The 24,402-nt window shown below is 56.8% G+C and carries 25 protein-coding genes; 16 read left to right on the forward strand and 9 right to left on the reverse strand.

Translation table 11 applies throughout. From position 1 onward, the window contains the following. Position 1: 1 nt before the first annotated feature. The 3 genes from murA to R0135_RS07395 form a co-directional block, all read right to left on the reverse strand. Positions 2–1,264: a UDP-N-acetylglucosamine 1-carboxyvinyltransferase gene (gene murA, locus R0135_RS07385; protein WP_407349610.1), complete on the reverse strand. Its 1,263-nt coding sequence runs from the start codon at positions 1,262–1,264 to the stop codon at positions 2–4. 15 nt (positions 1,265–1,279) lie between these two features. After that, the gene (locus R0135_RS07390; RefSeq protein ID WP_407349611.1) at positions 1,280–1,522 is read right to left on the reverse strand and encodes a BolA family protein; all 243 of its coding nucleotides are present in this window, start codon (positions 1,520–1,522) and stop codon (positions 1,280–1,282) included. 134 nt (positions 1,523–1,656) lie between these two features. Then, positions 1,657–2,352 (reverse strand): phospholipid-binding protein MlaC, encoded by a 696-nt coding sequence (locus R0135_RS07395; RefSeq protein ID WP_407349612.1) that lies wholly within the window; start codon positions 2,350–2,352, stop codon positions 1,657–1,659. 246 nt (positions 2,353–2,598) lie between these two features. Here R0135_RS07395 and R0135_RS07400 point away from each other — a divergent pair, with 246 nt between their 5' ends. The 13 genes from R0135_RS07400 to yjgA all read left to right on the forward strand — a co-directional run bounded on the left by R0135_RS07400 (position 2,599) and on the right by yjgA (position 12,588). Continuing rightward, complete coding sequence (locus R0135_RS07400; protein ID WP_407349613.1) at positions 2,599–3,573, forward strand: calcium/sodium antiporter; 975 nt, start codon at positions 2,599–2,601, stop codon at positions 3,571–3,573. Between the two features lie 6 nt (positions 3,574–3,579). After that, on the forward strand, positions 3,580–4,557 hold the full coding sequence (locus tag R0135_RS07405; RefSeq protein WP_407349614.1) for an SIS domain-containing protein: 978 nt from the start codon (positions 3,580–3,582) through the stop codon (positions 4,555–4,557). Next, on the forward strand, positions 4,554–5,069 hold the full coding sequence (locus tag R0135_RS07410; protein ID WP_407349615.1) for a KdsC family phosphatase: 516 nt from the start codon (positions 4,554–4,556) through the stop codon (positions 5,067–5,069). The genes R0135_RS07405 and R0135_RS07410 overlap by 4 nt, the downstream gene beginning before the upstream one ends. After that, on the forward strand, positions 5,066–5,644 hold the full coding sequence (gene lptC / locus R0135_RS07415; RefSeq protein WP_407349616.1) for an LPS export ABC transporter periplasmic protein LptC: 579 nt from the start codon (positions 5,066–5,068) through the stop codon (positions 5,642–5,644). The genes R0135_RS07410 and lptC overlap by 4 nt, the downstream gene beginning before the upstream one ends. Beyond that, a complete protein-coding gene (gene lptA / locus R0135_RS07420) occupies positions 5,628–6,242 on the forward strand; it encodes a lipopolysaccharide transport periplasmic protein LptA (protein WP_407349617.1) in 615 nt (204 codons plus the stop codon). Before lptC ends, lptA begins: the two co-directional genes overlap by 17 nt. Next, positions 6,220–6,945 carry an LPS export ABC transporter ATP-binding protein gene (gene lptB, locus R0135_RS07425; RefSeq protein ID WP_407349618.1) on the forward strand — a complete coding sequence of 242 codons (726 nt, stop codon included), beginning with the start codon at positions 6,220–6,222 and terminating at the stop codon, positions 6,943–6,945. The genes lptA and lptB overlap by 23 nt, the downstream gene beginning before the upstream one ends. Before the next feature lie 251 nt (positions 6,946–7,196). Next, positions 7,197–8,678, forward strand: coding sequence for an RNA polymerase factor sigma-54 (locus tag R0135_RS07430; RefSeq protein ID WP_407349619.1), 1,482 nt, complete (start codon positions 7,197–7,199; stop codon positions 8,676–8,678). An 86-nt stretch (positions 8,679–8,764) separates the two neighbouring features. After that, positions 8,765–9,052, forward strand: a complete 288-nt coding sequence (hpf, locus tag R0135_RS07435) for a ribosome hibernation-promoting factor, HPF/YfiA family (RefSeq protein WP_407349620.1) — start codon at positions 8,765–8,767, stop codon at positions 9,050–9,052. 16 nt (positions 9,053–9,068) lie between these two features. Beyond that, positions 9,069–9,572 (forward strand): PTS sugar transporter subunit IIA, encoded by a 504-nt coding sequence (locus R0135_RS07440; protein WP_407349621.1) that lies wholly within the window; start codon positions 9,069–9,071, stop codon positions 9,570–9,572. After that, complete coding sequence (gene rapZ / locus R0135_RS07445) at positions 9,572–10,426, forward strand: RNase adapter RapZ (RefSeq protein WP_407349622.1); 855 nt, start codon at positions 9,572–9,574, stop codon at positions 10,424–10,426. The genes R0135_RS07440 and rapZ overlap by 1 nt, the downstream gene beginning before the upstream one ends. A gap of 8 nt (positions 10,427–10,434) precedes the next feature. After that, positions 10,435–10,704, forward strand: coding sequence for an HPr family phosphocarrier protein (locus R0135_RS07450; RefSeq protein ID WP_407349623.1), 270 nt, complete (start codon positions 10,435–10,437; stop codon positions 10,702–10,704). Beyond that, complete coding sequence (gene mgtE, locus R0135_RS07455; RefSeq protein WP_407349624.1) at positions 10,701–12,053, forward strand: magnesium transporter; 1,353 nt, start codon at positions 10,701–10,703, stop codon at positions 12,051–12,053. The genes R0135_RS07450 and mgtE overlap by 4 nt, the downstream gene beginning before the upstream one ends. Continuing rightward, positions 12,046–12,588, forward strand: a complete 543-nt coding sequence (gene yjgA, locus R0135_RS07460) for a ribosome biogenesis factor YjgA (protein ID WP_407349625.1) — start codon at positions 12,046–12,048, stop codon at positions 12,586–12,588. The genes mgtE and yjgA overlap by 8 nt, the downstream gene beginning before the upstream one ends. On the opposite strand, the gene R0135_RS07465 is transcribed toward yjgA, so the two are convergent. The 6 genes from R0135_RS07465 to R0135_RS07490 form a co-directional block, all read right to left on the reverse strand. Then, the gene (locus tag R0135_RS07465) at positions 12,539–16,453 is read right to left on the reverse strand and encodes a YhdP family protein (protein WP_407349626.1); all 3,915 of its coding nucleotides are present in this window, start codon (positions 16,451–16,453) and stop codon (positions 12,539–12,541) included. The genes yjgA and R0135_RS07465 overlap by 50 nt on opposite strands. 27 nt (positions 16,454–16,480) lie before the next feature. After that, positions 16,481–17,935, reverse strand: coding sequence for a ribonuclease G (rng, locus tag R0135_RS07470; protein ID WP_407349627.1), 1,455 nt, complete (start codon positions 17,933–17,935; stop codon positions 16,481–16,483). Continuing rightward, positions 17,932–18,528, reverse strand: a complete 597-nt coding sequence (locus R0135_RS07475) for a Maf family protein (RefSeq protein ID WP_407349628.1) — start codon at positions 18,526–18,528, stop codon at positions 17,932–17,934. The genes rng and R0135_RS07475 overlap by 4 nt, the downstream gene beginning before the upstream one ends. Continuing rightward, the gene (mreD, locus tag R0135_RS07480) at positions 18,528–19,013 is read right to left on the reverse strand and encodes a rod shape-determining protein MreD (RefSeq protein WP_407349629.1); all 486 of its coding nucleotides are present in this window, start codon (positions 19,011–19,013) and stop codon (positions 18,528–18,530) included. Before mreD ends, R0135_RS07475 begins: the two co-directional genes overlap by 1 nt. Then, positions 19,006–19,809 (reverse strand): rod shape-determining protein MreC, encoded by an 804-nt coding sequence (gene mreC / locus R0135_RS07485; protein WP_407349630.1) that lies wholly within the window; start codon positions 19,807–19,809, stop codon positions 19,006–19,008. Before mreC ends, mreD begins: the two co-directional genes overlap by 8 nt. Positions 19,810–19,912: 103 nt before the next feature. After that, on the reverse strand, positions 19,913–20,950 hold the full coding sequence (locus R0135_RS07490; RefSeq protein ID WP_407349631.1) for a rod shape-determining protein: 1,038 nt from the start codon (positions 20,948–20,950) through the stop codon (positions 19,913–19,915). A 228-nt stretch (positions 20,951–21,178) separates the two neighbouring features. Here R0135_RS07490 and gatC point away from each other — a divergent pair, with 228 nt between their 5' ends. From gatC to gatB, 3 genes are read left to right on the forward strand one after another with little or no spacing between them, the layout of a single operon-like run. Beyond that, on the forward strand, positions 21,179–21,466 hold the full coding sequence (gatC, locus tag R0135_RS07495; protein WP_407349632.1) for an Asp-tRNA(Asn)/Glu-tRNA(Gln) amidotransferase subunit GatC: 288 nt from the start codon (positions 21,179–21,181) through the stop codon (positions 21,464–21,466). Between the two features lie 2 nt (positions 21,467–21,468). Next, positions 21,469–22,941, forward strand: coding sequence for an Asp-tRNA(Asn)/Glu-tRNA(Gln) amidotransferase subunit GatA (gatA, locus tag R0135_RS07500; protein WP_407349633.1), 1,473 nt, complete (start codon positions 21,469–21,471; stop codon positions 22,939–22,941). Further along, the gene (gatB, locus tag R0135_RS07505) at positions 22,938–24,392 is read left to right on the forward strand and encodes an Asp-tRNA(Asn)/Glu-tRNA(Gln) amidotransferase subunit GatB (RefSeq protein ID WP_407349634.1); all 1,455 of its coding nucleotides are present in this window, start codon (positions 22,938–22,940) and stop codon (positions 24,390–24,392) included. The genes gatA and gatB overlap by 4 nt, the downstream gene beginning before the upstream one ends. Positions 24,393–24,402: the final 10 nt, after the last annotated feature.

A 24,402-nucleotide genomic window follows, 5' to 3' on the forward strand; every position in this document is an offset into this window, starting at 1 on the left:
GCTAGTCCACAACCCGCCGAATATCGGCACCCAGGGCTTGCAACTTCTCTTCGATACATTCGTAACCACGATCAATGTGATAAATCCGATCGATCAAGGTCTCCCCGGTTGCGACTAATCCGGCAATCACAAGACTCGCCGATGCGCGTAAATCGGTTGCCATCACCGGCGCGCCGGCAATCACAGGCTGCCCCACAATGATGGCGGTATTCCCTTCGATGGTGATTTTCGCGCCCATGCGGTTCATTTCGTGAGTCTGGATCAGACGATTTTCGAACACCGTCTCAGTCACCGTGGCGGTGCCGTCGGCAATGGCGTTCATCGCCGTAAACTGCGCCTGCATGTCCGTCGGAAACCCCGGATAAGGCGCCGTGCGAATACTCACGGCCTTCGGTCGTCGCCCGCGCATATCCAGGCTAATCCAGTTCTCTCCGCAGCTGATATCAGCCCCCGCTTCTTCAAGCTTCTGCAACACCACTTCCAGATGCTCGGCTCGAGCTTCGCGCAGATGGATCCTGCCGCCGGTAGCGGCTGCAGCCACCAAATACGTACCTGCCTCGATGCGATCGGGCATGACCTCAAACCGACAACCGTGAAGTTTTTCGACGCCGTCGATCACCATACGATCCGTGCCATGTCCGCTGATCTTGGCTCCCATGGCGATGAGGCATTCGGCAAGGTCAACCACTTCGGGTTCCCGCGCCGCATTTTCGAGCACTGTGCGTCCCTTGGCGAGGGTCGCGGCCATCATCAAGTTCTCGGTACCACCAACGGTCACGGTCTCCATAACGATGTGCGCACCAGTGAGACGCCCGTCCACCGAGGCGTTGATATAGCCGCCCTCCACATGGATCGTAGCTCCCATAGCCTCAAGGCCACGCAGGTGCAAATCAACGGGACGGCTGCCAATCGCACATCCCCCCGGAAACGACACCCTGGCCTTACCAAAGCGCGCGACCATGGGACCCAGAACCAGGATCGATGCGCGCATGGTCTTCACTAATTCGTAAGGCGCCGAGCAGTCGCTCAAAGTGCTGGCATCAACTTCGATGCTCATTTTTTCGTCAATAGTCAGACCAACGCCCATGCACCCGAGCAGCTCAATCATCGTTGTGATGTCATGTAAATGCGGCAGGTTGCCGATGGTTACCAATTCGTCGGACAGCAGTGTGGCTGCGAGAATGGGTAACGCTGCATTCTTGGCGCCGGAAATACGCAACTCACCTTCGAGACGCGCACCACCTTTAATGAGTAGTTTATCCATGCTTTAGCAGCGCGATCAGACGCTCTGCGCCTCCCACTCATCAGGGGTAAAGGTACGAATATTAACGGCGTGAATACTACCCGATGCAATCGCTTCATTGATCGCTGCATACACCGTCTGTTGACGACGCACTGCTCGCTGCTCAGCAAAGACCTCACTTACCACTGTGATGTCGTAATTAGCGCCCGAGCCCTCCACGCTCACAGTCGCTCCATCAATAGCATCGCGCACCATGACCTCTACGGTTTTGGCATCCACAGCAGTACTCCTGTTCCCGGGACCCGGGTAAAATTAAAGGTGGGGAAAGTGTCGGGGAAATAGTCGGCGCAATTGTAAGTAAAAGCGCCGAAAATGGCGAGTTATCCCGCCAGAGCCTATTGCAAATCCCGGCCTTAGTCCGCAGCGGACTCCACGGTCCAATTGGCGATCACCTTATCGAGGTCACCGTCATATCGCCTCGCGGCGGACTCAAACTGGCTACGGTAAATCTGTCCTAAATTGACATTCTCAACCACTAAATTGCGCATCTTCCAGGCACCCGACTTGTCTCTGGCCATGAGATACACCACAACATAGGGCTGCGTCGCATCGCTATAAATCAGTTGTCGCAGCGTGGCTCGGGTCGGTGAATCGTCAGAATCCTCATCATCGTCTAACTCAACGCGAGATCCCCCAAAAGCCAGCAAGCCTTTGCTGTAGGTTCTCACCAGGCCAACGCGCATGGTTTCGGTAAAACGCTCCAACTGATCTCGAAGTTGATCTCTGCCTGCCTCGTCGAGTCCGCGATAGCGGGCTCCGGTCGCATACTCCCCCATCACACCCCGGGCAAAACCCCGAAAGTCCACAATGGGATCAAGCACCTCGTGCACCGCAGCGTAGTAGCGCTCCGGATCTTCATCCACGTAATCTCGAGCTTCTTCAATAACCACAAGAACTTTATCCGTGGTCTCACGCAGCGTTGCACGTGCACTTTTACCCTCGACCGCCTCCTGGGCACTCACGCCCGAGGCTGTGGAACCGAGAAAAAGCCCGGTCACCAAAACCAGTGCCGCCGTAATCGAATATCGCCATTCCCTGTGCGAACGCATGTTTCCTTCCTCAAGCCTGCTGGTCTGTTTCATTAGAGCGGTTATACTCGCTAGCCCTTAACTTGGACCGAGCCAAATTTGGGCGAAAATTGTACACGCTTTTGCTCATGACTCGTATGACAGCATCGACACCATAGTGGTTCAATCTCCAGCGCCAACCGTCCGCACCGGCTCCCTTGGGGTCCTTGTGCACTCTCACCGTGGAGATCTGCCTGCCCCGGGACGCAAACCAAGCGCCACGCACCCATGCTGATTCCACTTCTGACCATACTCATCGCGTTTGCCATATTGATGTGGAGCGCCGATATGTTCGTTGCCGGCGCAGCATCCATCGCGGGCAATCTGGGCATGTCCCCCGTGGTCATTGGCCTGACAATTGTGTCTCTGGGCACCTCAGCCCCCGAAATCCTCGTTTCAGTGACCGCCGCTCTGGCGGGCTCAGGCGGCCTGGCGATTGGTAACGCCGTCGGATCGAACATCGCCAACATTGGGCTTGTACTGGGCATAACCGTACTGATTGCCCCCATACAAGTGCACCCGGGCTGTATGCGTTCAGAGCTCCCAACGCTGCTGGTCGTTACCGCGGGCACAGGACTGCTGCTCCTGGATGTAGAGCTGGGACGCAGCGACGCCATACTCATGATCACAGCGTTGGTGCTGATCCTCGCGCAGATGATTCGCGCTCAGGTGCACGACCCCAAAGTGGCCGATGAAGCAAAGGATGAAGAACTGCCGCAACTTGCTCCGGGCAAAGCCTGGACCTTCTTTGGCATAGGCCTGGTGCTGCTTATGGCAAGTTCGAAAACCCTGGTTTGGGGCGCAAGTGCTATCGCCATGCAGTTTGGCGTGTCAGAACTCATTATCGGACTGACCATTGTGGCGGTGGGTACAAGTCTTCCGGAACTCGCTGCCACCCTGGCCAGTGCCTTGAGAGGTCACGCCGAAATCGCAATTGGCAATATCGTTGGATCTAATCTTTTCAACCTCCTTGCAGTCATGGCGATGCCCGGCTTACTTTCGCCCGAGCAGCTACCCATTAATTTCTTGCTAAGAGACTACGGTGCCATGTGCATCGCTACGATACTCATGGCCGCTGCGGCCTATCATGGGCTGCGCCATCCCAGAGCCAAAGCAGGGCATTCGTATCTGGGCAGAGCGCTGGGAACCCTGTTCTGCGCGGGTTATGCGCTGTACTATTACTGGCTTTACATCACCCTGTAGAGTGCCATGACTGAAGCCGCCCGCTACCTGCAATCAGCGCAGCGCACCATCCGCATGGAAGCGGAATCCGTTGCTGCGCTCGAAGCCCGCATCGGAAGCGAGTTCGAAAAAGCCTGCGAGTTAATCCTTCAGGTGTCGGGGCGTACTGTTGTCACTGGCATGGGCAAGTCCGGCCATGTGGGCGGAAAAATTGCCGCAACGCTTGCCAGCACAGGCACCCCCGCTTTCTTTGTCCATCCGGGCGAAGCCAGTCACGGTGATATGGGCATGATTACCGCGGATGATTGCGTCATCGCACTATCCAACAGCGGCACTACACCCGAAGTGTTAATGCTGCTGCCGTTACTCAAACGCCTGGGCATACCACTTATCAGTATGACGGGGGCTCCCGACTCCGCTCTCGCACAGGCATCAGATGCGCATATCAACACTGGAGTCGATGTTGAGGCCTGCCCCCTGGATCTGGCTCCCACCTCCAGCACAACCACCACCCTGGTTATGGGCGACGCCCTGGCCATTGCGCTTCTGGAAGCTCGTGGGTTCACGGCCGAAGACTTTGCTTTTTCGCACCCCGGTGGAGCTTTGGGTCGCAAATTATTACTCAAGATCGACGATGTGATGCGCCAGGGCGATGCAATCCCGCGGGTCAGCGAGGACACGCTCCTCTCAATGGCCCTGCTGGAGATCAGCGCCAAGGGCCTGGGTATGACCACCGTGACCGCCTCCGGCAGCAATGAGCTTCTGGGCGTATTTACCGATGGTGATCTTCGCCGGACTCTGGACGAGCAGGTGGACATCAAGACTACACGCATCGGTGACATCATGACCCGCTCTCCTGCGACAGCGAAGACCGGCATACTGGCTGCCGAAGCGCTGCGCATCATGGAGGAGCGTCACATCAGTGCCTTGGTGGTTCTCAATGAAAAGGGCCAGACGGCCGGGGTAGTGAATCTATTGGCACTGCTTGAGGCTGGCATCGCATGAATCCTGATACTGCTCGCGACATCAGGCTCCTCGCTCTGGATGTGGATGGCGTTCTCACCGATGGCCGCATCACCTACGGCAATGATGGCGAAGAACTCAAGTCCTTTAACATCAAAGACGGACTCGGCATCAAACTTATGCAACGTGCCGGGGTCGAAGTTAGCATCATCACTGGCCGGCAATCGCATATCGTCGAGCGCCGGGCCCGGGAGCTGGGGATAGAAACCATCATTCAAGGTCGCGAAGACAAGTTATCAGCCTTACAGGAACTGTGCGACGCGCGAGGACTGGAGCTGAATCAATGCGCCTACATGGGTGACGACCTGCCTGATCTTGCGGCGGTCAATGCTGCCGGCATAGGCATGACCGTGGCAGATGCCAGTCCCGTGCTTTTGGCCAGCGCTGACTGGCGATCAAGTCAACGCGGCGGCGACGGAGCGGTACGCGAGGCCTGCGATACACTCCTTTATGCCCGCGGCCAGCTCGAAGCCCTGGAAGCTACATTCAAGTGAGTCGCACCCGGGGTTTACGTCGTGTCCGAAAGCGTCTCTCTATCCCCCTATTACTGAGCGCAACGCTGCTGATCTATACAATGCTGGCGCCTGCACCGCGCCTCATCACAGAAAAAGCGGCACCGACAACGGACGCTCGAATTCCAGACAGCTACGCGCTGAACGTCTCGGTAAATGATTTTAATGAAGAAGGCATCCTGCTTGGCAGCACCCAAGCCCAGGGGTTACGACGCTTCCCCCGGGAAGGCATTGTCGAGCTAGATGAACCCACACGTCGCAACTACAGTGATGACGGTGAGTGGTTTGCCAGCGCCCGAAGCGGCCAACTGCGGGAGAAGACCGAGGTACTCATTCTGGAGCGCGAAGTAAGGCTGCAGTACGCCAACGACAAGCTGCAGTTTCTGACCGACAGTATGATCATCAACATCCCTAAGCAAGCCGCCCGAAGCACATCAAGTGTGCGCATATGGCAAGCTGATAACGAGACTGTGGCGCAACAGATCTACATCAACCTTCAGAAGCAGGTGGCGTCATTAAGCGGCTCCGTAAGGACGGTGTATGTCCCGGATAGCTGAGCTGCGAAGCACTGTGCAGATGATTGCAGGCCTTTGCGCGACGGTCGCCGCCCTTTTGCTCGCAGATACCGTCACAGCTTTGCCGGACGATCGCTTGCAGGCAATCGAGATCACCGCTGCACGCGCCGTGCGTGATGAGCGGGCCGGTTTCACTGTCTACAGCGGTGATGTCATCATGCAGCAGGGCAGCCTGCACATCGAAGCCGACAAAATCACCATTTTCCACGACAGTGAAGCAGCTGATCGCATTATCGCGGTGGGCGCTCCCGCGACGCTGCGCCAGCAACCCGAGATCGGCAAGGGTTTTGTTACAGCCAGCGCCGGTCGTATTGTCTACGAAAAGTCTCGCGAATGGGTGCAGCTGCGCGAATCCGCAGTCATTGAGCAAGACGGCGCGGTAGTGAGCGGAGAGTCCATCGACTACTTCATGGCCGAGCAGCGCGTACGGGCAGACGCCGCGCCGGAAAACGCCAATGGCCGGGTACAGGTGATCATCCCTGCTGCGGTAATTGAGGCAGAGACCCAGGAAGACGAGGACGACAATCCGCCCGACAAAGCCAACGAGGGAGAAGCCAATGGCGACCCTGACGGCGCGTAATCTGGCCAAAGCCTATCGTGGGCGCGCCGTGGTACGCGACGTGAGTCTCGAAGTAGAAAGCGCTCAGGTAGTAGGTCTACTGGGCCCCAATGGTGCTGGCAAAACCACCTGCTTTTACATGATTGTCGGCATCGTAGCCTCAGATGCCGGTGACATACTGATCGATGAGCAAAGCATCACGGCCCTGCCCATGCACGAACGCGCCCGCCGCGGCATCGGCTATTTACCCCAGGAGGCTTCAATCTTTAGGCGTATGACCGTCGGCGACAACATCCTGGCGATCCTTGAAACCCGCAAAGATCTGGGTCGCGATGAGCGTCATAAGCGCCGGGACGAACTGCTTGAAGAGTTCCATGTAGGTCACCTTAAAGAAAGTCTCGGTCAGGCATTATCCGGCGGTGAGCGTCGACGAGTAGAAATCGCCCGGGCCTTAGCCATGGAGCCCAAGTTCATTTTGCTCGACGAACCCTTTGCGGGGGTTGACCCCATTTCCGTAGGCGACATCAAAAATATTATTCGCCATCTTCAGACCCGAGGAATTGGAGTTCTGATCACCGACCACAACGTGCGTGAAACTCTGGATATATGCGAAACCGCCTACATTGTCGGCGAGGGCCATATCATTGCCCAGGGCAGCCCCCAGGACGTGCTCGACAACGCTAAAGTCCGAAAAATCTACCTCGGCGAGAATTTCCGCCTGTGAACAAGCTCACAGTCTAAGCAACTTCCCTCGCAAAACCTCGCTCTTTGCGGCTAACACAATGCAATAAGCGCGCCAAGGCGTTGCACGACTATAATCACAGGCCTACACTGCTGCTATAGGAGTGGTATGGCACCGCTTCTGGTTAGGGGAAGCGTGACCGCCCATACACAACGAGGGCACGCTGGACAGCGTTATCCATAAGCGGCAGGAGACCGCAGGAGCGCAGCGCAACACATCGGAAACAACGCGCGATGAAGCAGGGATTACACCTAAAGCTCGGACAACAGCTGACCATGACGCCGCAGCTGCAACAGGCTATCCGCCTGCTGCAACTGAGCACGCTGGATTTGCAGCAGGAAATCGAGCAGGCGCTTCAAGAAAATCCAATGCTCGAAGTGGAAGAAGACCAGTCAGACACACCAGAAAACGCCACGGCCAATGATTCCGGCGCCCAGGATGGGCCCATGGACAACCCCGAGCGCAGCACCAACGTTGACGAATCATCAGCTGCAAATGACTTTGAAGGCACCATGCCAGACGATCTTCCTGTGGACACCCAGTGGGAAGACATTCTGCCCTCCAGTGCACCAGCCCCCTCCGACGGCGATGGCGAAGATTTCGATTTTGACAGCCGAAATCGCGGTAGCGAAAGCCTGCAGGACCATCTTCGCTGGCAGCTAAACCTGACTCGCATGTCTGACGAGGACCGTATTGTTGCCCTGGCCATCATAGATGCCACCGATGCCAATGGCCGCCTCAACAGTACTCTAGAAGACCTTCTCGAGCTGTTTCCGCCGGAACTGGAAATAGAGAACGAAGAAATCACCGCCGTTTTGCATGCTCTACAGCAATTTGAGCCGGTGGGCGTATTCGCCCGGGACCTGCAGGAATGCCTGCAACTCCAACTCAAACAACTGGATCGCGACACTCCCTGGCTCGATCAGGCCAAAATTCTGATTAACCGGCATATCAATCAGCTCAGCAGCGGCGATTACGCGCAGATCATGCGGCGCATGAAGCTGTCCGAGGATGATCTTCGCGGAGCTCTGAGACTGGTTCAGTCTCTGGACCCACTTCCCGGGAAGCAATTTGGTGATGACGACACTGAATACATCGTTCCCGACGTTTACGTCAGTCGTAAAGAAGGCCGCTGGGTGGTAGAGCTGAACCCCGACACCTCACCGCGACTTCGCATCAACAACCACTACGCGGGCATGATCAAGCGGGCCGACAACAGCGCCGATAACAGCTACCTTCGAGACAACCTCCAGGAAGCGAAATGGTTCCTGAAAAGTTTGCAAAGCCGCAACGAAACCATGATGAAGGTGTCTACAGAGATAGTGCGGCGTCAACGTAACTTCCTCGAGTATGGTGAGGAGGCCATGAAGCCCCTGGTACTGCACGACATCGCTGAGGCCGTTGAGATGCATGAATCGACAATATCCCGGGTAACTACACGTAAATACATGCACACGCCTCGGGGTATTTTCGAACTCAAATACTTTTTCTCAAGCCATGTGGCGACGACCAGCGGCGGCGCATGCTCGTCAACAGCAATACGCGCACTGATCAGAAAGCTCATCGCCGCAGAAAATCCCCGCAAGCCACTCTCCGACAGCAAGCTTGCGGATCTACTGGAAGACCAAGGTATTCAAGTGGCCAGACGAACCATCGCAAAATACCGCGACAGCCTGACCATCCCACCGTCCAACGAGCGTAAGCGGCTTGTATAGAAGGTTCGGCGCGTGTCGGCGCCACAATATGCTTAGAAAATCAGATCGACAAAGACGTAGCTAACACTAAAAACAAGGAGAAGCGCATGCAAATAGTAATCAGCGGACACCACGTCGAAGTCACAGATGCCCTACGGGAGTACGTCAATGCCAAATTCGAGCGCTTGCAGCGTCACTACAGCCAGATCAGCAAGTCTGAGGTGACCTTGATCGTAGAAAAAATGGTCCAGAAAGCAGAAGCTACCGTGCACATCGCAGGGAAAGACCTGTTCGCCGCCGCGGACTCCGAAGACATGTATGCAGCGATCGACGCCCTGGCCGACAAGCTAGATCGTCAACTGATCAAGCATAAGGAAAAACAGCGACCTCACTGAGCACAGCATGCAAGCAATGAGCAATGATCTACCCACAGATCCGCCGGCAAAAGCGACCCGCGTCAGTGATCTACTGACGCCCTCGCGCAGCCTCTGCCAGGTACCCGGCGGCGGGAAGAAACGCATCTTCGAGTTGATCGCAGACGTCCTGGGCAGCGACAGAGACGAGTTTCATCCGGACGAGCTGGTGTCGGGCATGCTTGCTCGGGAAAAGCTCGGCAGCACCGCGCTGGGCAATGGCATCGCCATACCGCATTGTCGCCTGAGCGACTGTGAGTCGCCGTGTGGCGTACTCCTGAGCCTCTCCAGCGGCGCCGACTTTGATGCACCGGATGATGAGGATGTGGATCTGTTGTTTGCACTGGTAGTCCCCAGCGAGGCCACTCAGGAGCACTTGAATCTGCTGGCCGATCTGGCGAGGCTCTTTTCTCAAACCGAGTTTTGCGATGCGCTGCGCAACTGCACAAGCAACGAGGCATTGTTCAACACAGCCTCCAGCTGGGCCGCAGGCTCCCACTAATGGACTTAATCATCATCAGTGGGCGCTCAGGCTCGGGCAAAAGTACCGCCTTGCACCAGCTTGAGGATGAGGGCTACTACGCGATAGACAACCTGCCCGCGTCATTGCTGCCTGCATTAGTGCGCGATACCGGCCCGGGACTGCCCGAGAATTTTCACGGAATTGCCGTGTGTATCGATGCGAGAAACGCCTTTCGTGACCTCCAGGGCTTTAACGCAACGCTCGAGTCGCTTCCCGGTGAAGTGCAGTGCAGAATTCTCTATCTGGACGCCGACGAAGCGACCCTGATCAAACGGTTCAGTGAGACCCGTCGCAGGCATCCCCTGACCAGTGAGAGCCTGCCCCTGGCCGAAGCGATTCGCTATGAAAGTGAACTGCTGGAGCCCTTAGCCGCTACCGCGACGCTCACCCTCGATACCCGGGCGATGACAATTTACGAGCTTCGCGATGCGGTGAGGCAGCGACTGGTGGGATCCGAAGCCGAAGATATGGCTATTCTTTTTCAGTCCTTCGGTTTCAAACGCGGCGTCCCCGGTGACGCAGACCTGATCTTTGATCTGCGTATGCTACCCAATCCGCATTGGTCACCAGAACTGCGCAGCAAGACGGGTGTCGACTCCGAGGTTGCTCACTACCTTGAAGAGCACTCCATAACTCATCAACTCTTTGAGGATATTGCGGGCTTTATTGAACGCTGGGTTCCTGCCTATCAAAAGAGTAGTCGCAGCTACCTCACCGTGGCGCTTGGCTGCACCGGGGGACAGCATCGCTCGGTATACATGGCACATCGGCTGTACACGCATTTTCAGGGGCAGCTCGCCCAGCTCCAGCTGCGCCATCGAGAGCTTCAGTAGATTTCGCCATGATTGAAAGCGAACTCATCATCATCAACGAACTCGGTTTGCATGCGCGCGCTGCATCCAAGTTTGTCAGCTGTGCAAGTCGTTTTGGAAGCAAAGTTCAGGTTTCCAAAGATGGAAACTGGGTGGACGGCAAAAGCATCATGTCAGTAATGATGCTCGCCGCAGGCAAAGGCAGCAGCCTTGGCCTGCGGGTAGAGGGCGTCGATGAGGGCGAAGCAAGCCTGGCGATTCACGAGCTGGTCAAGGACTTCTTTGGTGAAGGCCAATGAACACGCTTCAGGAAGACCAGAAACGCTCTCGCGATAGCGTCTCTCGCGCGCTGGCGAGCGGAACTCTTCTGGATGTTCGTCGCCTTATTCGAGTGATGGAGCCCGGGGAAGTCGCACATATCCTCGAGTCCTCCCCGCCGCGCTATCGGCACGTGCTGTGGCAACTTCTCGAAGGCTCTCAGGAAGCCGAGGTACTCAATGAGCTAGGCGAGGAACTCAAGCTCGACTTCCTCCAGACCATGGGCCCGGATCAAGTCGCCCAGATTACCGAGGAGTTGGACGATGATGATGTCGCCGACATACTCCAGCAGTTACCGGAATCCTTCACCCAGCAAGTGCTGGATGAAATGGACGAACAGGATCGATCCCGTCTCGAGCGGGTAATGGTCTACGACGAGGACACCGCCGGTGGCCTCATGAACACCGACACGATTACCATCCGTGCCGACGTGACCCTCGACGTTGTACTGCGTTTTCTCAGGCGTCACGAAGAAATTCCTGAAATGACCGACACCTTGATCGTCGTGAGCCGCGACGATCACTATGTGGGCCTACTGCCCATTCGAACACTACTTGTGTCAGATCCCGGCAGCTCCGTGCGCGAACTGATGCTTACCATGCGCAAGCCCATTCATACCGATATGCCAGACAGTGAAGTTGCTCGCCTGTTTGAGCGCAATGACTGGGTATCCTCCCCCGTTGTAGATGACGAGGGATATGTTGTCGGTCGAATCACCATTGACGACGTGGTCGATGTTATTCGGGAGGACGGCGACCACTCACTGATGTCCATGGCGGGTCTGGGCGAAGACGACGACACCTTCGCCCCTGCGGTCAGAACGGCCAAGCGTCGTGCCCTTTGGCTGGGGATTAATCTCCTCACCGCGTTTATAGCCTCCTCGGTAATCAATCTATTTCAGGGCACCATCGAGCAAGTGGTGGCACTGGCGGTACTGATGCCCATCGTTGCGTCTATGGGCGGCATCGCGGGCACGCAAACCCTCACGGTGCTTGTGCGCGCGCTAGCCGTAGGCCAGATCAACCGCAGTAATGCCCGGTGGCTGGTGAGTCGCGAGCTGGCCTCTGCAGCAATGAACGGTGTGCTTTGGGCGCTGGTGGTGGCGGTAGCGGCCTCGCTGTGGTTTGACGACAACATTCTGGGGCTGGTGATCGCTCTGGCGATCGTCATCAATCTGATAACTGCAGGCGTCACTGGCGCGGTGCTGCCTCTCGCGCTGCAACGCATGAAGATCGATCCTGCTCTCGCTGGGGGTGTTGTACTGACCACCGTCACCGATGTTGTGGGCTTTATGTCATTTTTGGGACTCGCAACGGTGTTCTATGCCTAAACCAATTAGAGGAAAACGCGCCAAGAGCGACGATCCGGACATGGAATTCGATGAAGGCCCCAGTAAGTCGGCTCGAAAGAGAGAAATGACGGCACTGCAGGAGCTGGGAGAAGCGCTTTGTGCTCTGAGCCCTCGCGAGCTTGGCAAAATACCCATCGATGACGAGGACCTGCTTGCGGCCATAGAAGAAAGTTCGCGCATCAAGCAAAACAGCGCCATGCGCCGGCACCGTCAGTACATCGGCAAGCTCATGCGACGCATCGATCCGGAGCCACTGCAGCAGGCACTGGATGCGCTATACCAGTCGCGGACGAACGATACTCAGCGCTTTCAGCAGTTGGAGGAACTCCGAGACAAGCTGATCCGCGATGGCGATGCTGCATTGGGAAAGGTAATCAATCAACATCCCGGCGCTGATCGACAACAACTTCGGCAGCTTATTCGTGAGGCGCAGCGAGAGGCCGCTGCAGAGAAGCCCCCTGCCGCTAGCCGGCGTCTGTTTCGCTACCTTCGGGAACTTCAGGCCGAGGCGTGAGCTTGTCGTCAAAAAGACGGCGGAATTTCACCGTAGGTGTTTCCATGGGGCCAGACACTTCGTAGACCGCAGAAGACATACGGTTTACCTGCTTTTCAAAAACCTTGCTTACGACGAATACCCCAGCTGCAACCGCCGGGCCTGCGGCCAGAGCTGCCACCCAGGGCAAATTGTTGGCGACTGGCAGGGTCACCAGCAGCTCGCCATTGATATTCCCCAGTGCCAAATCGCTCAGCCCGGTAAAAGCAAAGGCACTGGCTGCACCATCGATCTGCAAGTCAGCCACTTCAAGAATACCCTTTTGCAGATACAGCTCCGTGCTCGCCGTCACGAAGGGGATTCCTGACTCAAACATGTGGCTCAGACTAAGGCCGCGCAGAATTTCTGCAAAGTTAAGAAAGCTAATCATCGACAGCGCCCCCGGACCGGACTCCAGCAGCCGTCCGTTACGCGCCGCCAGTAAAATAGATCCATCCGTTTCCAATACAGAAAAAGCTGTGGGCGGGCCGGGCCAGTGCAGCCGCAGGGACATGGAACCGGACTCAGACTCCAGCGTAGGTGCAAATCCCGCGGCGCTCATGACCTCACCGAAATCTGAGTAGGCACCGTCAATCTCCAGCGCCGTTACTTCGCTGTCGCCATCTTTAAACCATCGCAACATGCCCGGCTGAGGCGCATCGAGCTGCATCCCCCAAAGGCTTCCCTCAATACCCGTCGCATACAGAGCGCCATCGGTTTGAGCGGTGTCCATATCGAAACCAACGCCACCGAGCGTTCGCTCTCCACTGCGCAGCTCCAGAACATCGACGCGCATACTCGGTAGCGTAGCTCGAACCTGATCTAAAGTGACCGGCTCTCCACCACCAAGGCCTCCAATATCAAGATGCTCAAGTAATAAATGCAGTTCGCCATTTTTGCGAGTCAGACTCCCCTGGACCGATGCGGACTCAATAGCACCCTGCCACAAGTTCTCCACTCCCCAAAGGTCCACTCGCGCACGTCCGAAGTCCCGGGTGGCCAAGCTCAACTGCCCGACATCCAGAGAATCAATCTGATAACTCATGCCGGCTTCAGGCTCGACATTCTCCAAAGCAGGCAGCGAAGACATTGATTGAGCCGCGTCAAAGGCGGTGCTTTGCACAGACAGAGTATCGCTGGCCTGAGCCCCATAGCGACGGTAAAAGTCGCTCCACTGCGTAATATCTAAAGAAGACAGCGTTCCGGCAAGACAAAGACGCTGTTCACAGCTACCCAGATCCACTGCCGCGCCACCGACGCTTGCGGCCAGTTTGGCAAGGGAATTTCCTGCAAGAACCAGCTGCATGCTCAAACGTTCCCCCAGCTCAATATCCATCACAGGGTCTGCTACCAGAGGAATATTCAGGTCAAAACTAAAAGGCTGTTCGGGAGTTTTTGCAAAGGGTCTTGGCACATCGAAGATCACTCCCAACAAGTCTGAGCTCAGGTGAAACCGTGGGTCGCTTTTGTCACTGAGCATCAGTTGACCAGAAAAAGCCGTGGTACCCGTGGCGAAACCCAACAGGGGCTGAGACAACCAGGAGGCGATAGCCGAGGTCTCCAGCTCGCCGTCAAGAGAAAGGTCCATACCCTGATCGCCGCCCTCAGTTTCGGCAAGCGCACCCAAGGCCACATGGCCTCCGAGAGTTTCACCCTGCAATCCACTGCCGGCAAAGCCTTCTCGCGTTCGGTACCGCAATTGTCCCCGGATTTTGTCCACCCCAAGACTCAACTGCGCTATCTCTGCAGAGGCCTCTGTAAGCTGCAAGCTCAAATCCACATCGGGCCCGGAGGCTTCGCCACCAATGGGCAGGGTCAGAGCAAGGTCACCTTCCAGGGATCCGCCAAAACGCCAGTCGGCAAAAACACTATTGGTGATATCTCGAAGCGGCGAATCGCTGAGCAGCACCTGCGCAGCGCTCGCAGGACCATCGATGTGTCCTGCAACATCCAGCAAGACGCCAGGCGCCCGAGGCAAGACCCGGACCATCAGGTCTGTCAGTTGAGCGCCTTCGCTGCGAGCGGTGGGCGCCCGGCCCCAGGTACGTTTATCATCCACCCATATCGTGGCGTTAACATCCGTGAGTATTGGCCAGGCAGGGTCGTAGCTGAGGGTAGCTTCGCTTGTATCGAGAAAGAGTTGCACCGTCATGTGCGGAAAATTGCCGCGGCGCGTGCTCCCTCTCCAAATAAATCCGGCACGGTCGACCTTGCCCTCAACGATGCTGCGATCCAGCCATCCCAAAAGCGGACCAGGCAGCGTAAAAGGTAGATATTTCGCACGCTTCTGAACCTCGGAATCCCGAAGCCCAATGAGCAACTCCAGCTCCACACCCGTCACACGCTCGCTAAAGGGAACATCAACCGCAAACAAGCCACTGGCCTTCCCTTCGTCACCAATCAGGCGCATAAGACCACTATCAATTCTCAATCCGGCGCTGTCCCAACTCAGATAGACGTCGCCCAGGGCATCTGCATAGCGCAGGGGCTCCCTGTATACCGAGGGATAGTGCATGCTGAAATCCTGGGCATCGAGCTTTAAATGGCCAGAACCCGGCGCCAATTCAAGATAGCCGGTAACCCCGGTCAACGCAGGCGTGTTTCGCCAACTGCTGACGCTCACATCATCAATGGCGCTGCGCAATTGCCAACTATTGGCCGGGTCGGAGAGGTCATCCAGACGCAGCTCCAGCACGCTGAGTGTTCCGGCTGGTGCCAGGGAGGGCAACACATCGCGCAGACCCTGAGGCAGTCCTGGCGCCGCAGCAAGCAAGGTGGGCAAAGCCGATAACCCCAGGTCACTGGCACGAATACGCAGGGCCTGCCCCCACCAATCAAACTGCGCGCGATGAAGGTCCAGAGCCTGCCCGGCGCGTTCAATATGAAAGTCCTCGGTAAGCAGACTCCAATGACGAGCCCGTTGTTCCAGCGCAGCTTCGAAGGACAAAGCATCTAATGGAAGAGACCAGGCTCCTGTGGGCTCATCCAACTGCAGAGCCGCACTATCCCAACGCATTGTCGCTGTGGAATCACCCGCCGCGCGAGCAAGCCAGAACTGTGCGCTGGCGGACCCTGCAAGACGAAACGGCAAATCCAGAGAGCTCCATAAATTACTCAGCGCAGCAAGATCGCTGCTCTTGGCGTCTACAAAAACGTCGCCGGTCCAGGAAAGGGGCTTGAGGGGATTGCCCACACCCTCGGCGTTGACCTCCAGCGCGATACTCTCACCTGTGACCATACCGTGCAGCCGACGGTCGTTGCCCTCGCGCTCCAACAGCAAATCTACCGCCAGATTTATACTGCCGCCGGGGGTCTCGAAACGAAGTGCGTTCTCCGACAAGGCCACGCGCTCAACATTGGGCAGAAAATCCTCAAGCCAGGCTTTGAGATCTGCGCCACCACCTGCCGTAAAGCCCACAATCTCAATAGCGCCCTCTTCACTCAGCCGGGCATCCAGTGCAAGCCCCGCTACAGTCATTCGTGACAATTGCAGACTTCCGGCCAGGATGCTGGCAGGCACATCCAAGCGAAAAGAGCCTCTTCCAATGGCAATCGGCGGCGACTGCTCGTCGGTCTGAGTAATCTTTAAACCGCTGAAGCTGAGCTCGGGGCTAAAGGCATCCCAGCCTCCGGATAAGCTGTCAACGCTAACGCTAAAAGGCAGCTTACGATTAATCTGCTCAAGCACCGGGTCCCGAAGCGCGGGCATCTGGGTCATCAGATAACGACCTGCTGCGACGTAGACGGCCAGGAGCACCACCAGCACCACAAGAAGGCGCCAGGCCCAGGGCGCCAGCGCATGCAGACCCCGTAGCGATAGGCTTTCTTCTGAGCTGTGATCGTTCATGCTCGACGACCCCCGCTAATGCTCGCGTTAGAGCAAAACAATATCAAACTGCTCCTGCGTATAGTCCGGCTCAGCACGAAAACTAATGCTGCGACCAATAAAAGACTCTAGATCTCCCACGTTAGCCGACTCTTCGTCCAACAATCGGTCAACCACCGTTTGCGAAGCCAACACCATCAAACCTCCGGTTTCGTAGGCCCTGGCATCTCGCATAATTTCCCGGAGTATCTCGTAGCATACTGTCTCCGCTGTCTTGAGTACGCCCCGTCCATCACAGCTTGGACAATCTTCACAGAGGGTACGTTCCAGACTTTCGCGGCTGCGCTTGCGGGTCATCTCCACCAGACCCAATTCCGAAACACCCGTGATCTTGTTTTTGGCTGGATCGCTAGCCATGGCTTTTTCCAGCGCCCGATGCACCTGACGGCGATGTTCAGCGTCGCGCATATCAATAAAATCAACAATCACAATCCCGCCGAGATTTCGCAGGCGAAGCTGCCGCGCAAGAACGGTGGCCGCTTCAAGATTGGTCTTAAACAGAGTTTCATCCTGATTGCGACGCCCAACAAAGGAACCTGTGTTCACATCGATGGTGGTCATCGCCTCGGTCTGATCGATCACCAGATGCCCACCGCTCTTGAGGGACACCACGCGGGCAAGCGCGCGCTGAATATCTTCTTCTACACTGTAAAGATCAAGAATCGGACGCTCTCCCTCATAAAGTTCTACAAGACCGGCCAGCTCTGGCATGTATTTGAGGCAGAACTCATTTAGCACCGTATAGCTTTCATGGCTATCCACCAAGATTCGCTGCATGCCCGGACGCGCAAGATCACGCACCGTGCGAAGTTGCAGTGGCAGGTCTTCGTAGAGTAACTCCGGGTTTTGAGCTGTCGCTGCACGTCGCGACACTACGGCCCACAGTCGTTGGAGGAACCGCAGGTCAGCACGAATTTCGCTCTCGCCCGCCCCTTCTGCCGCGGTGCGCAATATGTACCCGCCGCCATCCATGGATTCGCTGTCCAGCGCTTCAGCCAGCACTTGCTGCAATCGCGCCCGCTCATCAACATCATCAATGCGCTGGGACACTCCAACGTGATCACTGTGAGGCATATAGACCAGATAACGCGTGGAAACCGACAACTGACTGGTAAGACGAGCGCCCTTCTTACTGATCGGGTCTTTGGCGACCTGAACGGTTATGAGCTGCCCTTCGCGCAGGTGATCCGCAATGCGCTCGTCGGTGGCAGAGCCAACGCCCAGAACGTCTGTGAGATGAATAAAACCACTGCGCTCGCCACCAAAATCCACAAACGCCGCCTGCATGCCAGGCATGACTCGTAGCACGCGCCCCGCGTAGATATTGCCAACGCTGCCGCGACTGGATTGACGCTCAATGTAAATATCCTGTGCAGCGCCATTCTCGATCACAGCCACTCGCGCTTCCATGGGCGTAACGTTGACGAGAATTTCCTCGTTCACGCCCGGCCGCCTCGCAAACCCGCTACCAGACCAAAATCGGCAAGCAGCTCTCGCGTCTCAACGAGCGGCAAGCCTATGACATTGCTGACGCTGCCATCAATACGACGAACAAAGCTACCCGCCAGCCCCTGGATCGCATAGGCGCCAGCCTTATCCCAGGGCTCATCAGTCGACAGATAGGCATCAATCAATGCCGGTGTGAGCGGCGCGAACTCAACAAGCGTACGCACGAGCACTGTCTCGCTGCACAAGCCTTGGCGGGCACAGACCGCGGTATAAACTTCGTGGCTTCTGTCGCTCAGCCGCTCGAGCATTTGCCGCGCCTGCGCTGCGTCCTGGGGCTTACCCAGGCTTACTTCATCCAGCACAACCGTGGTGTCGGCGGTCAGCAATAAGCTCGAGCCAAGGTCGGCCAAGGCGTCTGCTTTTTCTTCAGCCATGCGTTGAACGTAACTCCGAGGAGCCTCATCAAGCTGTGGCGTCTCGTCTATATCGGCGGCGGTCACCTGAAACTTCAAGCCCAACTGCGCCAGCAAGTCCGCGCGTCGGGGACTTGCCGACCCCAGAACTAATGCTGGTAAATTCGACTCCATCAATTGACCTTGTAACTACGACGCAGGCCGCGTAACACCGGCATGAGCAGCGGCCACAATAAAGCCGTGCTCAGGGCGGGAAAGAGAAAAGCAAACCCTGATACCCCGCCCCCCTGCAAACTTTGTAACCACTGGGTTAAGAGCTGATGCAGTCCCGCGAGCACAAAAACCACCGAGGCTTGTTGCAGCAAGGAGAACACGCGCAGGCGCTGGTACATCAAACCTGCGAGGGTGACGGCCACTGCCAAACACAGCATGTTCTGCCCCAGCACGGCTCCTTCCATAACGTCGACAAGCAAACCCACCGCCAACGCAGTGACCAGGCCTACTCGATGGGGTAAGGCTATAGTCCAGTACAGTAAAACCAGCAGAATCCATTCGGGACGCCACCAAATCAAAGATTCGGTCAGTGGAAGAACCGCAAGCACCGCTGCGACCAATAAGGACGCCACAATAATCCAGTAGCCATTAAGCCGCTCACTCACCCGGCTCGTCCCCGGGAGCAAGCTCTGGCTCAACATCCGGCAATCGACTAAAGACCAGCAGAACGTGCCGCGCACGATCCAGGGCGGCGGTAGGTGTTGCAATGATTCGCGCAAACGCCTCACCGGGGTTGCGCTCCACAGCGGATACGGTAGCCACTGGATAGCCAATGGGGAACCGGCCACCGAGACCGGAGGTGACCAGCAGATCGCCGGTCTGAATATCAGTGGTGGCTGTCACATGGTGCACTGCCAATTGATCAAGCGTACCCATCCCTTCGGCAACCGCCCGCACGCCGTTGCGATTAACCTGCACAGGTACAGAATGCGTGGGGTCCGTCACCAGCAGTACCCGAGAGCTCGTCATGCCGACCTCCACCACCTGCCCCATCAATCCCTGCGCATCGATTAATGGCTGTCCCAGATACACATCTGCTTCGGCACCCTTATCGAGCACGAGTTGATGGCGGACCGGGTCGGGAGAAACCCCGATGATTTCACTCACCAGCACATCATCGCGAAGCAAAGCTGTGGAATTAAGGAGGGTCCGAAGGCGGGCGTTATCTGCCTGTAGTGAGGACAGTTGCTGAGAACGGCCCTGAAGCACCAGATTCTCTCGGCGCAATCGATCATTATCTTCTAACAATCGCTGCCTGGATCGAATGGTATTGTCCTGCCAGTCGCCGATAGCCGAGGGAATATCCGCAATCAGATATATCGGCGTCAGTGCGGTATCGATAGCAGAACGTACCGTTGCAAGGCCGCTGTAGCGCAAATCCGCCAAGAGCAACGCGCCCACGAGCACTAGTCCTAGAACAAGCCTAAGACCGAGGTTTGATTCCTGTATGAACAGCGGCTTGATTGGCAGCACCCAAAGCGGGCATTGCGCATGCCGCCCGCGGTTATTCTGTAGAGAGTAAGTCTATCGTATGGCGGTCCATTCGTTCCATGGCCATACCACCACCGCGAGCCACACAAGTGAGCGGATCTTCGGCAACAACAACCGGTAAACCGGTCTCCGAAGCGATAAGACGGTCCAAGTCCCGTAGCAGAGCACCACCACCGGTGAGCACAATACCGCTTTCTGCGATGTCAGCCGCCAACTCCGGAGGTGACTGCTCAAGAGCGGATTTCACGGACTGGACGATAGACGACAGCGGATCTTGCAGGGACTCAAGAATTTCATCGCTATTAAGCGTAAAGCTGCGAGGCACGCCTTCGGCGAGGTTTCTGCCGCGCACGTCGATCTCGCGCAACTCGCTACCAGCAAACGCACAACCGACCTCCTGCTTGATCTTTTCTGCGGTGGAATCGCCAATGAGGGTTCCATAGCGTCGGCGCACGTAGGCTACGATAGCTTCGTCAAAGCGGTCACCGCCAAGACGGATAGAATCGGAGTACACCACCCCGTTCAAAGAAATAATTGCGATCTCGGTTGTTCCGCCACCGACATCAACGACCATGCAGCCTGATGCTTCATCTACTTCAAGGCCTGCGCCGATGGCAGCGGCCATGGGCTCTTCAATGAGTCGTACTTCCCGCGCGCCGGCAGAGAGAGCCGATTCACGAATAGCGCGGCGCTCCACCTGCGTAGATTTGCAAGGCACACACACCAGAACCCGAGGGCTTGGACGAATAAAACGTGTCTCATGCACCTTGGCAATAAAGTGCTGGAGCATCTTCTCGGTGACCTGGAAGTCCGCGATCACGCCGTCCTTGAGGGGACGAATGGCCGTAATATTGCCCGGGGTTCGCCCCAGCATACGTTTGGCCTCGGTGCCCACGGCCTCAATAGTCTTTTGTCCGTTGTGAATACGGATGGCAACCACGGAGGGCTCATCGAGCACGATGCCCTGACCGCGCACGTAAATCAGGGTGTTGGCTGTTCCAAGATCGATGGAGAGATCGTTTGAGAACATGCCACGCAATTTTTTTAGCATGAAATTCTGTTACCCGAATGTAGGTAAAAGTGAAGGTGAAAGTGAACGCCGGAGAAACTGTCGCAGCACTGATTTACTCAATTGCATTAGCAAACCCAGATTTATCTGTTTTTGAGGTCTCAACCCAGCGTTCATACGCCGCGCAAGGTTATCAACCACGGGGGTGTTGGGCAAGAAACAAATGTTGTATGGTGCGGCGCTTTCCAAGCATCCACGCCAGTTAAAACAATGTCCGTATCCGGCGACACCATTAGAGAAATCGCGCAACTTGCACGTCTGCGTGTGGAAGATAACGAACTTCCCGCAATGACCCGCAGTTTCAACACGATTTTAGACCTCTTTGAGCAGCTCCAGGCCGCCCCCAATGACGGTGTAGAGCCCATGGCGAACCCGCTGGATGCGAGCCAGCCTCTGCGCGACGACCTCGTAACAGAGAGTAACCAGCGCGAGGCGCTTCAAGCCGTGGCGCCTTTAACCGAGGACGGACTTTACCTCGTACCCAGGGTAGTGGACTAGAAATGCGTCTTGAAATAGACCCTCGTAGTCTTGCGGAGCTCGCCAAGGCCCTCGCCAGCGGGGAAACCAGCAGCTTTGCCCTCACCGAATCGGCGCTTGCGCGCATCGATGCGCTCGATAGCGAACTGAACAGTTTTATCAGCATAGATCGCGAAGCGGCCCTGCAGGATGCAAAAACCGCTGACGCTCGTATCGCAAGCGGCGATGCGGGGCCTTTGACGGGCATTCCCATCGCTCATAAAGATATTTTCTGTACCCGGAACCTTCGCACAAGCTGTGGCTCGCGGATGCTGGATGACTTTATACCGCCCTACGATGCCACGGTGGTTGAGCGCTTGCGCAGCGCGGGCGCGGTCCTCATCGGCAAGACCAATATGGACGAGTTCGCCATGGGCTCCTCCAATGAAAACAGCTTCTATGGGCCCTGCAAGAACCCCTGGGACCGCAAGCGGGTGCCCGGCGGCTCTTCGGGCGGCTCTGCCGCTGCGGTTGCAGCAGGGCTGGTGGCCGCTGCCACAGGCACAGACACCGGTGGATCCATCCGCCAGCCAGCCGCTTTTTGCGGCATTACCGGCCTTAAACCCACCTACGGACTGGTCTCGCGGCTGGGCATGATTGCCTACGCGTCAAGCCTCGATCAGGGTGGCCCCATGGCACGCAGCGCCGAAGACTGCGCGCTTTTGCTGGAAGCCATGGCAGGGCATGACGTGAGGGATTCAACATCCATCAACCGCCCTCCAGAGAACTATCGCGCTCAGCTGCAGCAATCACTGGAAGGACTGCGCATTGGCATCCCCAAAGAATACTTTGGTGAGGGATTAGACAGCAGCGTTGCCAGGATCATTGAGGACGCATTAACAGAATACGAGGCTATGGGTGCGACACTGCAGGAGATATCCCTGCCGCGCACTGCGCTATCTATACCTGCGTACTACGTCATTGCGCCGGCGGAGGCCTCCACCAATCTTTCGCGTTATGACGGCGTGCGCTATGGCCACCGCTGTAACAGCCCCAAGGATCTCGAAGACCTCTACACCAGAAGTCGCGAAGAGGGTTTTGGCGGCGAGGTACAGCGGCGAATCCTCGTGGGCACCTACGCGCTCTCCTCCGGCTATTACGATGCCTATTACAAAAAAGCTCAGCAGGTGCGGCGACTGATCGCGGGCGATTTTGCCTCGGCCTTTGAGTCTGTGGATGTGATTGCCGGCCCCACGACTCCCGGCGTTGCCTTTGAGCTGGGCTCAAAGACCAGCGATCCCACAGCCATGTACCTCGAGGATATTTACACCTTATCCGTGAACCTTGCGGGACTCCCCGCCATGAGCCTGCCCGCAGGCTTCAGCGATGGCTTACCCGTGGGACTGCAACTCATAGGACAGCATTTTGACGAGGCGCGACTCCTCGCCGCGGCGCACCAGTTTCAACAGCGCAGCGACTGGCATCGTCAGACGCCCGAGTTGGAGCTACCCGCATGAGCCGCGAAATGGTCATCGGCCTGGAGGTGCATCTGCAGCTTGCGACGCGCTCCAAGATATTTTCGGGCAGCGCTACCACCTTTGGTGCAGAACCCAACACCCAGGCCAATGCGGTAGATCTGGCGATGCCCGGCATGCTTCCGGTACTCAACGTGCAGGCGGTTCGCTACGCGGTGATGTTTGGTCTGGCAATCGATGCACAGATTGGCAAACGCTCGGTCTTCGATCGCAAGAACTATTTCTACCCGGACCTGCCAAAGGGTTACCAGATCAGCCAGTTTGCCGAGCCTATCGTCGGTGTGGGCCGTTTTGCTTTTAATCTGGCCGATGGCACCCACAGTGAAGTGGGTATTACCCGCGCGCACCTTGAGGAAGATGCAGGAAAGTCCCTGCACGAAGACTTCCATGGCATGACCGGCATCGATTTGAATCGAGCGGGCACGCCTTTATTAGAAATCGTCACGGAGCCGGATTTTCGCAGTGCACAGCAGGCCGTTGCCTTTCTCAAGGCACTGCACAGTCTGGTGACCTACCTGGGAATCTCCGACGGCAACATGGCCGAGGGCTCCATGCGCTGTGATGTGAATCTGTCACTGCGCCCCCAAGGCAGCGACACCCTTGGTACGCGCACCGAAATTAAAAACGTCAATTCCTTCCGATTTGTGGAAAAAGCCATCCACTGCGAACGCGTTCGTCAGGAAGACATTTTGGATGACGGCGGCAGCATCGTGCAGGAAACCCGTCTTTATGATGCTGACCGCGATGAGACCCGCTCCATGCGCAGCAAAGAAGTCGCCAACGACTATCGCTACTTTCCCGAGCCAGACCTCCTACCGGTGATCCTGAGCGATGCCGATATCGCCGACATAGCAAGCACATTGCCGGAGCTCCCCCGGGCGCGACGGGCGCGCTTCGAAGAAGCTTATGGCCTTTCTGAGTACGATGCCGGAGTTCTTACCGACGAACGTGCGGTAGCGGATTACTTTGAGGCCACAGCAAACGCGAGCGGCGACGCAAAGCTTGCGGCGAACTGGATTCAGGGCGAGCTGTTAGCGGCACTGAACGCAGAAGACATGGATATCAAGGACTGCCCCGTGCAAGCCGAGCAACTCGCAGGACTGATTGCACGCGTCAAAGATCAAACCATCTCTGGGAAGATTGCCAAACAGGTGTTCGAAGCCATGTGGCAAGGAGAAGGCGACGCAGATGCCATCATCGAGGCCCGGGGCTTCAAACAGGTCTCTGACAGTGGCGCCCTGGAGGGCATGGTCGATCAGGTCGTGGCCGACAACCCCGACCAGGTGGCACAGTATCGCGCCGCCGATCCTGCCAAACGCAAAAAGCTCAGTGGCTTCTTTGTGGGACAGATCATGAAGGCTTCCAAAGGACAGGCTAACCCAAAGATGGTCAACGACTTACTCGTCGCGCGCCTGGACGCCGACGACAACTAGCGGATATCAG

The sequence above is a fragment of the Congregibacter variabilis genome, assembly GCF_045689235.1.
Lineage (GTDB): Bacteria > Pseudomonadota > Gammaproteobacteria > Pseudomonadales > Halieaceae > Congregibacter > Congregibacter variabilis.

Coding starts and splice junctions, on each gene's coding strand:
- gatA (WP_407349633.1), top strand. CDS start 21,469: ATGCGTCTTGAAATAGACCCTCGTAGTCTTGCGGAGCTCGCCAAGGCC.
- R0135_RS07475 (WP_407349628.1), bottom strand. CDS start 18,528: ATGGAGTCGAATTTACCAGCATTAGTTCTGGGGTCGGCAAGTCCCCGA.
- rapZ (WP_407349622.1), top strand. CDS start 9,572: ATGGACTTAATCATCATCAGTGGGCGCTCAGGCTCGGGCAAAAGTACC.
- yjgA (WP_407349625.1), top strand. CDS start 12,046: ATGCCTAAACCAATTAGAGGAAAACGCGCCAAGAGCGACGATCCGGAC.
- R0135_RS07440 (WP_407349621.1), top strand. CDS start 9,069: ATGAGCAATGATCTACCCACAGATCCGCCGGCAAAAGCGACCCGCGTC.
- R0135_RS07465 (WP_407349626.1), bottom strand. CDS start 16,453: ATGAACGATCACAGCTCAGAAGAAAGCCTATCGCTACGGGGTCTGCAT.
- hpf (WP_407349620.1), top strand. CDS start 8,765: ATGCAAATAGTAATCAGCGGACACCACGTCGAAGTCACAGATGCCCTA.
- R0135_RS07490 (WP_407349631.1), bottom strand. CDS start 20,950: ATGCTAAAAAAATTGCGTGGCATGTTCTCAAACGATCTCTCCATCGAT.
- gatB (WP_407349634.1), top strand. CDS start 22,938: ATGAGCCGCGAAATGGTCATCGGCCTGGAGGTGCATCTGCAGCTTGCG.
- R0135_RS07450 (WP_407349623.1), top strand. CDS start 10,435: ATGATTGAAAGCGAACTCATCATCATCAACGAACTCGGTTTGCATGCG.
- R0135_RS07395 (WP_407349612.1), bottom strand. CDS start 2,352: ATGCGTTCGCACAGGGAATGGCGATATTCGATTACGGCGGCACTGGTT.
- R0135_RS07410 (WP_407349615.1), top strand. CDS start 4,554: ATGAATCCTGATACTGCTCGCGACATCAGGCTCCTCGCTCTGGATGTG.
- R0135_RS07430 (WP_407349619.1), top strand. CDS start 7,197: ATGAAGCAGGGATTACACCTAAAGCTCGGACAACAGCTGACCATGACG.
- gatC (WP_407349632.1), top strand. CDS start 21,179: ATGTCCGTATCCGGCGACACCATTAGAGAAATCGCGCAACTTGCACGT.
- mgtE (WP_407349624.1), top strand. CDS start 10,701: ATGAACACGCTTCAGGAAGACCAGAAACGCTCTCGCGATAGCGTCTCT.
- murA (WP_407349610.1), bottom strand. CDS start 1,264: ATGGATAAACTACTCATTAAAGGTGGTGCGCGTCTCGAAGGTGAGTTG.
- R0135_RS07405 (WP_407349614.1), top strand. CDS start 3,580: ATGACTGAAGCCGCCCGCTACCTGCAATCAGCGCAGCGCACCATCCGC.
- lptB (WP_407349618.1), top strand. CDS start 6,220: ATGGCGACCCTGACGGCGCGTAATCTGGCCAAAGCCTATCGTGGGCGC.
- R0135_RS07400 (WP_407349613.1), top strand. CDS start 2,599: ATGCTGATTCCACTTCTGACCATACTCATCGCGTTTGCCATATTGATG.
- lptA (WP_407349617.1), top strand. CDS start 5,628: ATGTCCCGGATAGCTGAGCTGCGAAGCACTGTGCAGATGATTGCAGGC.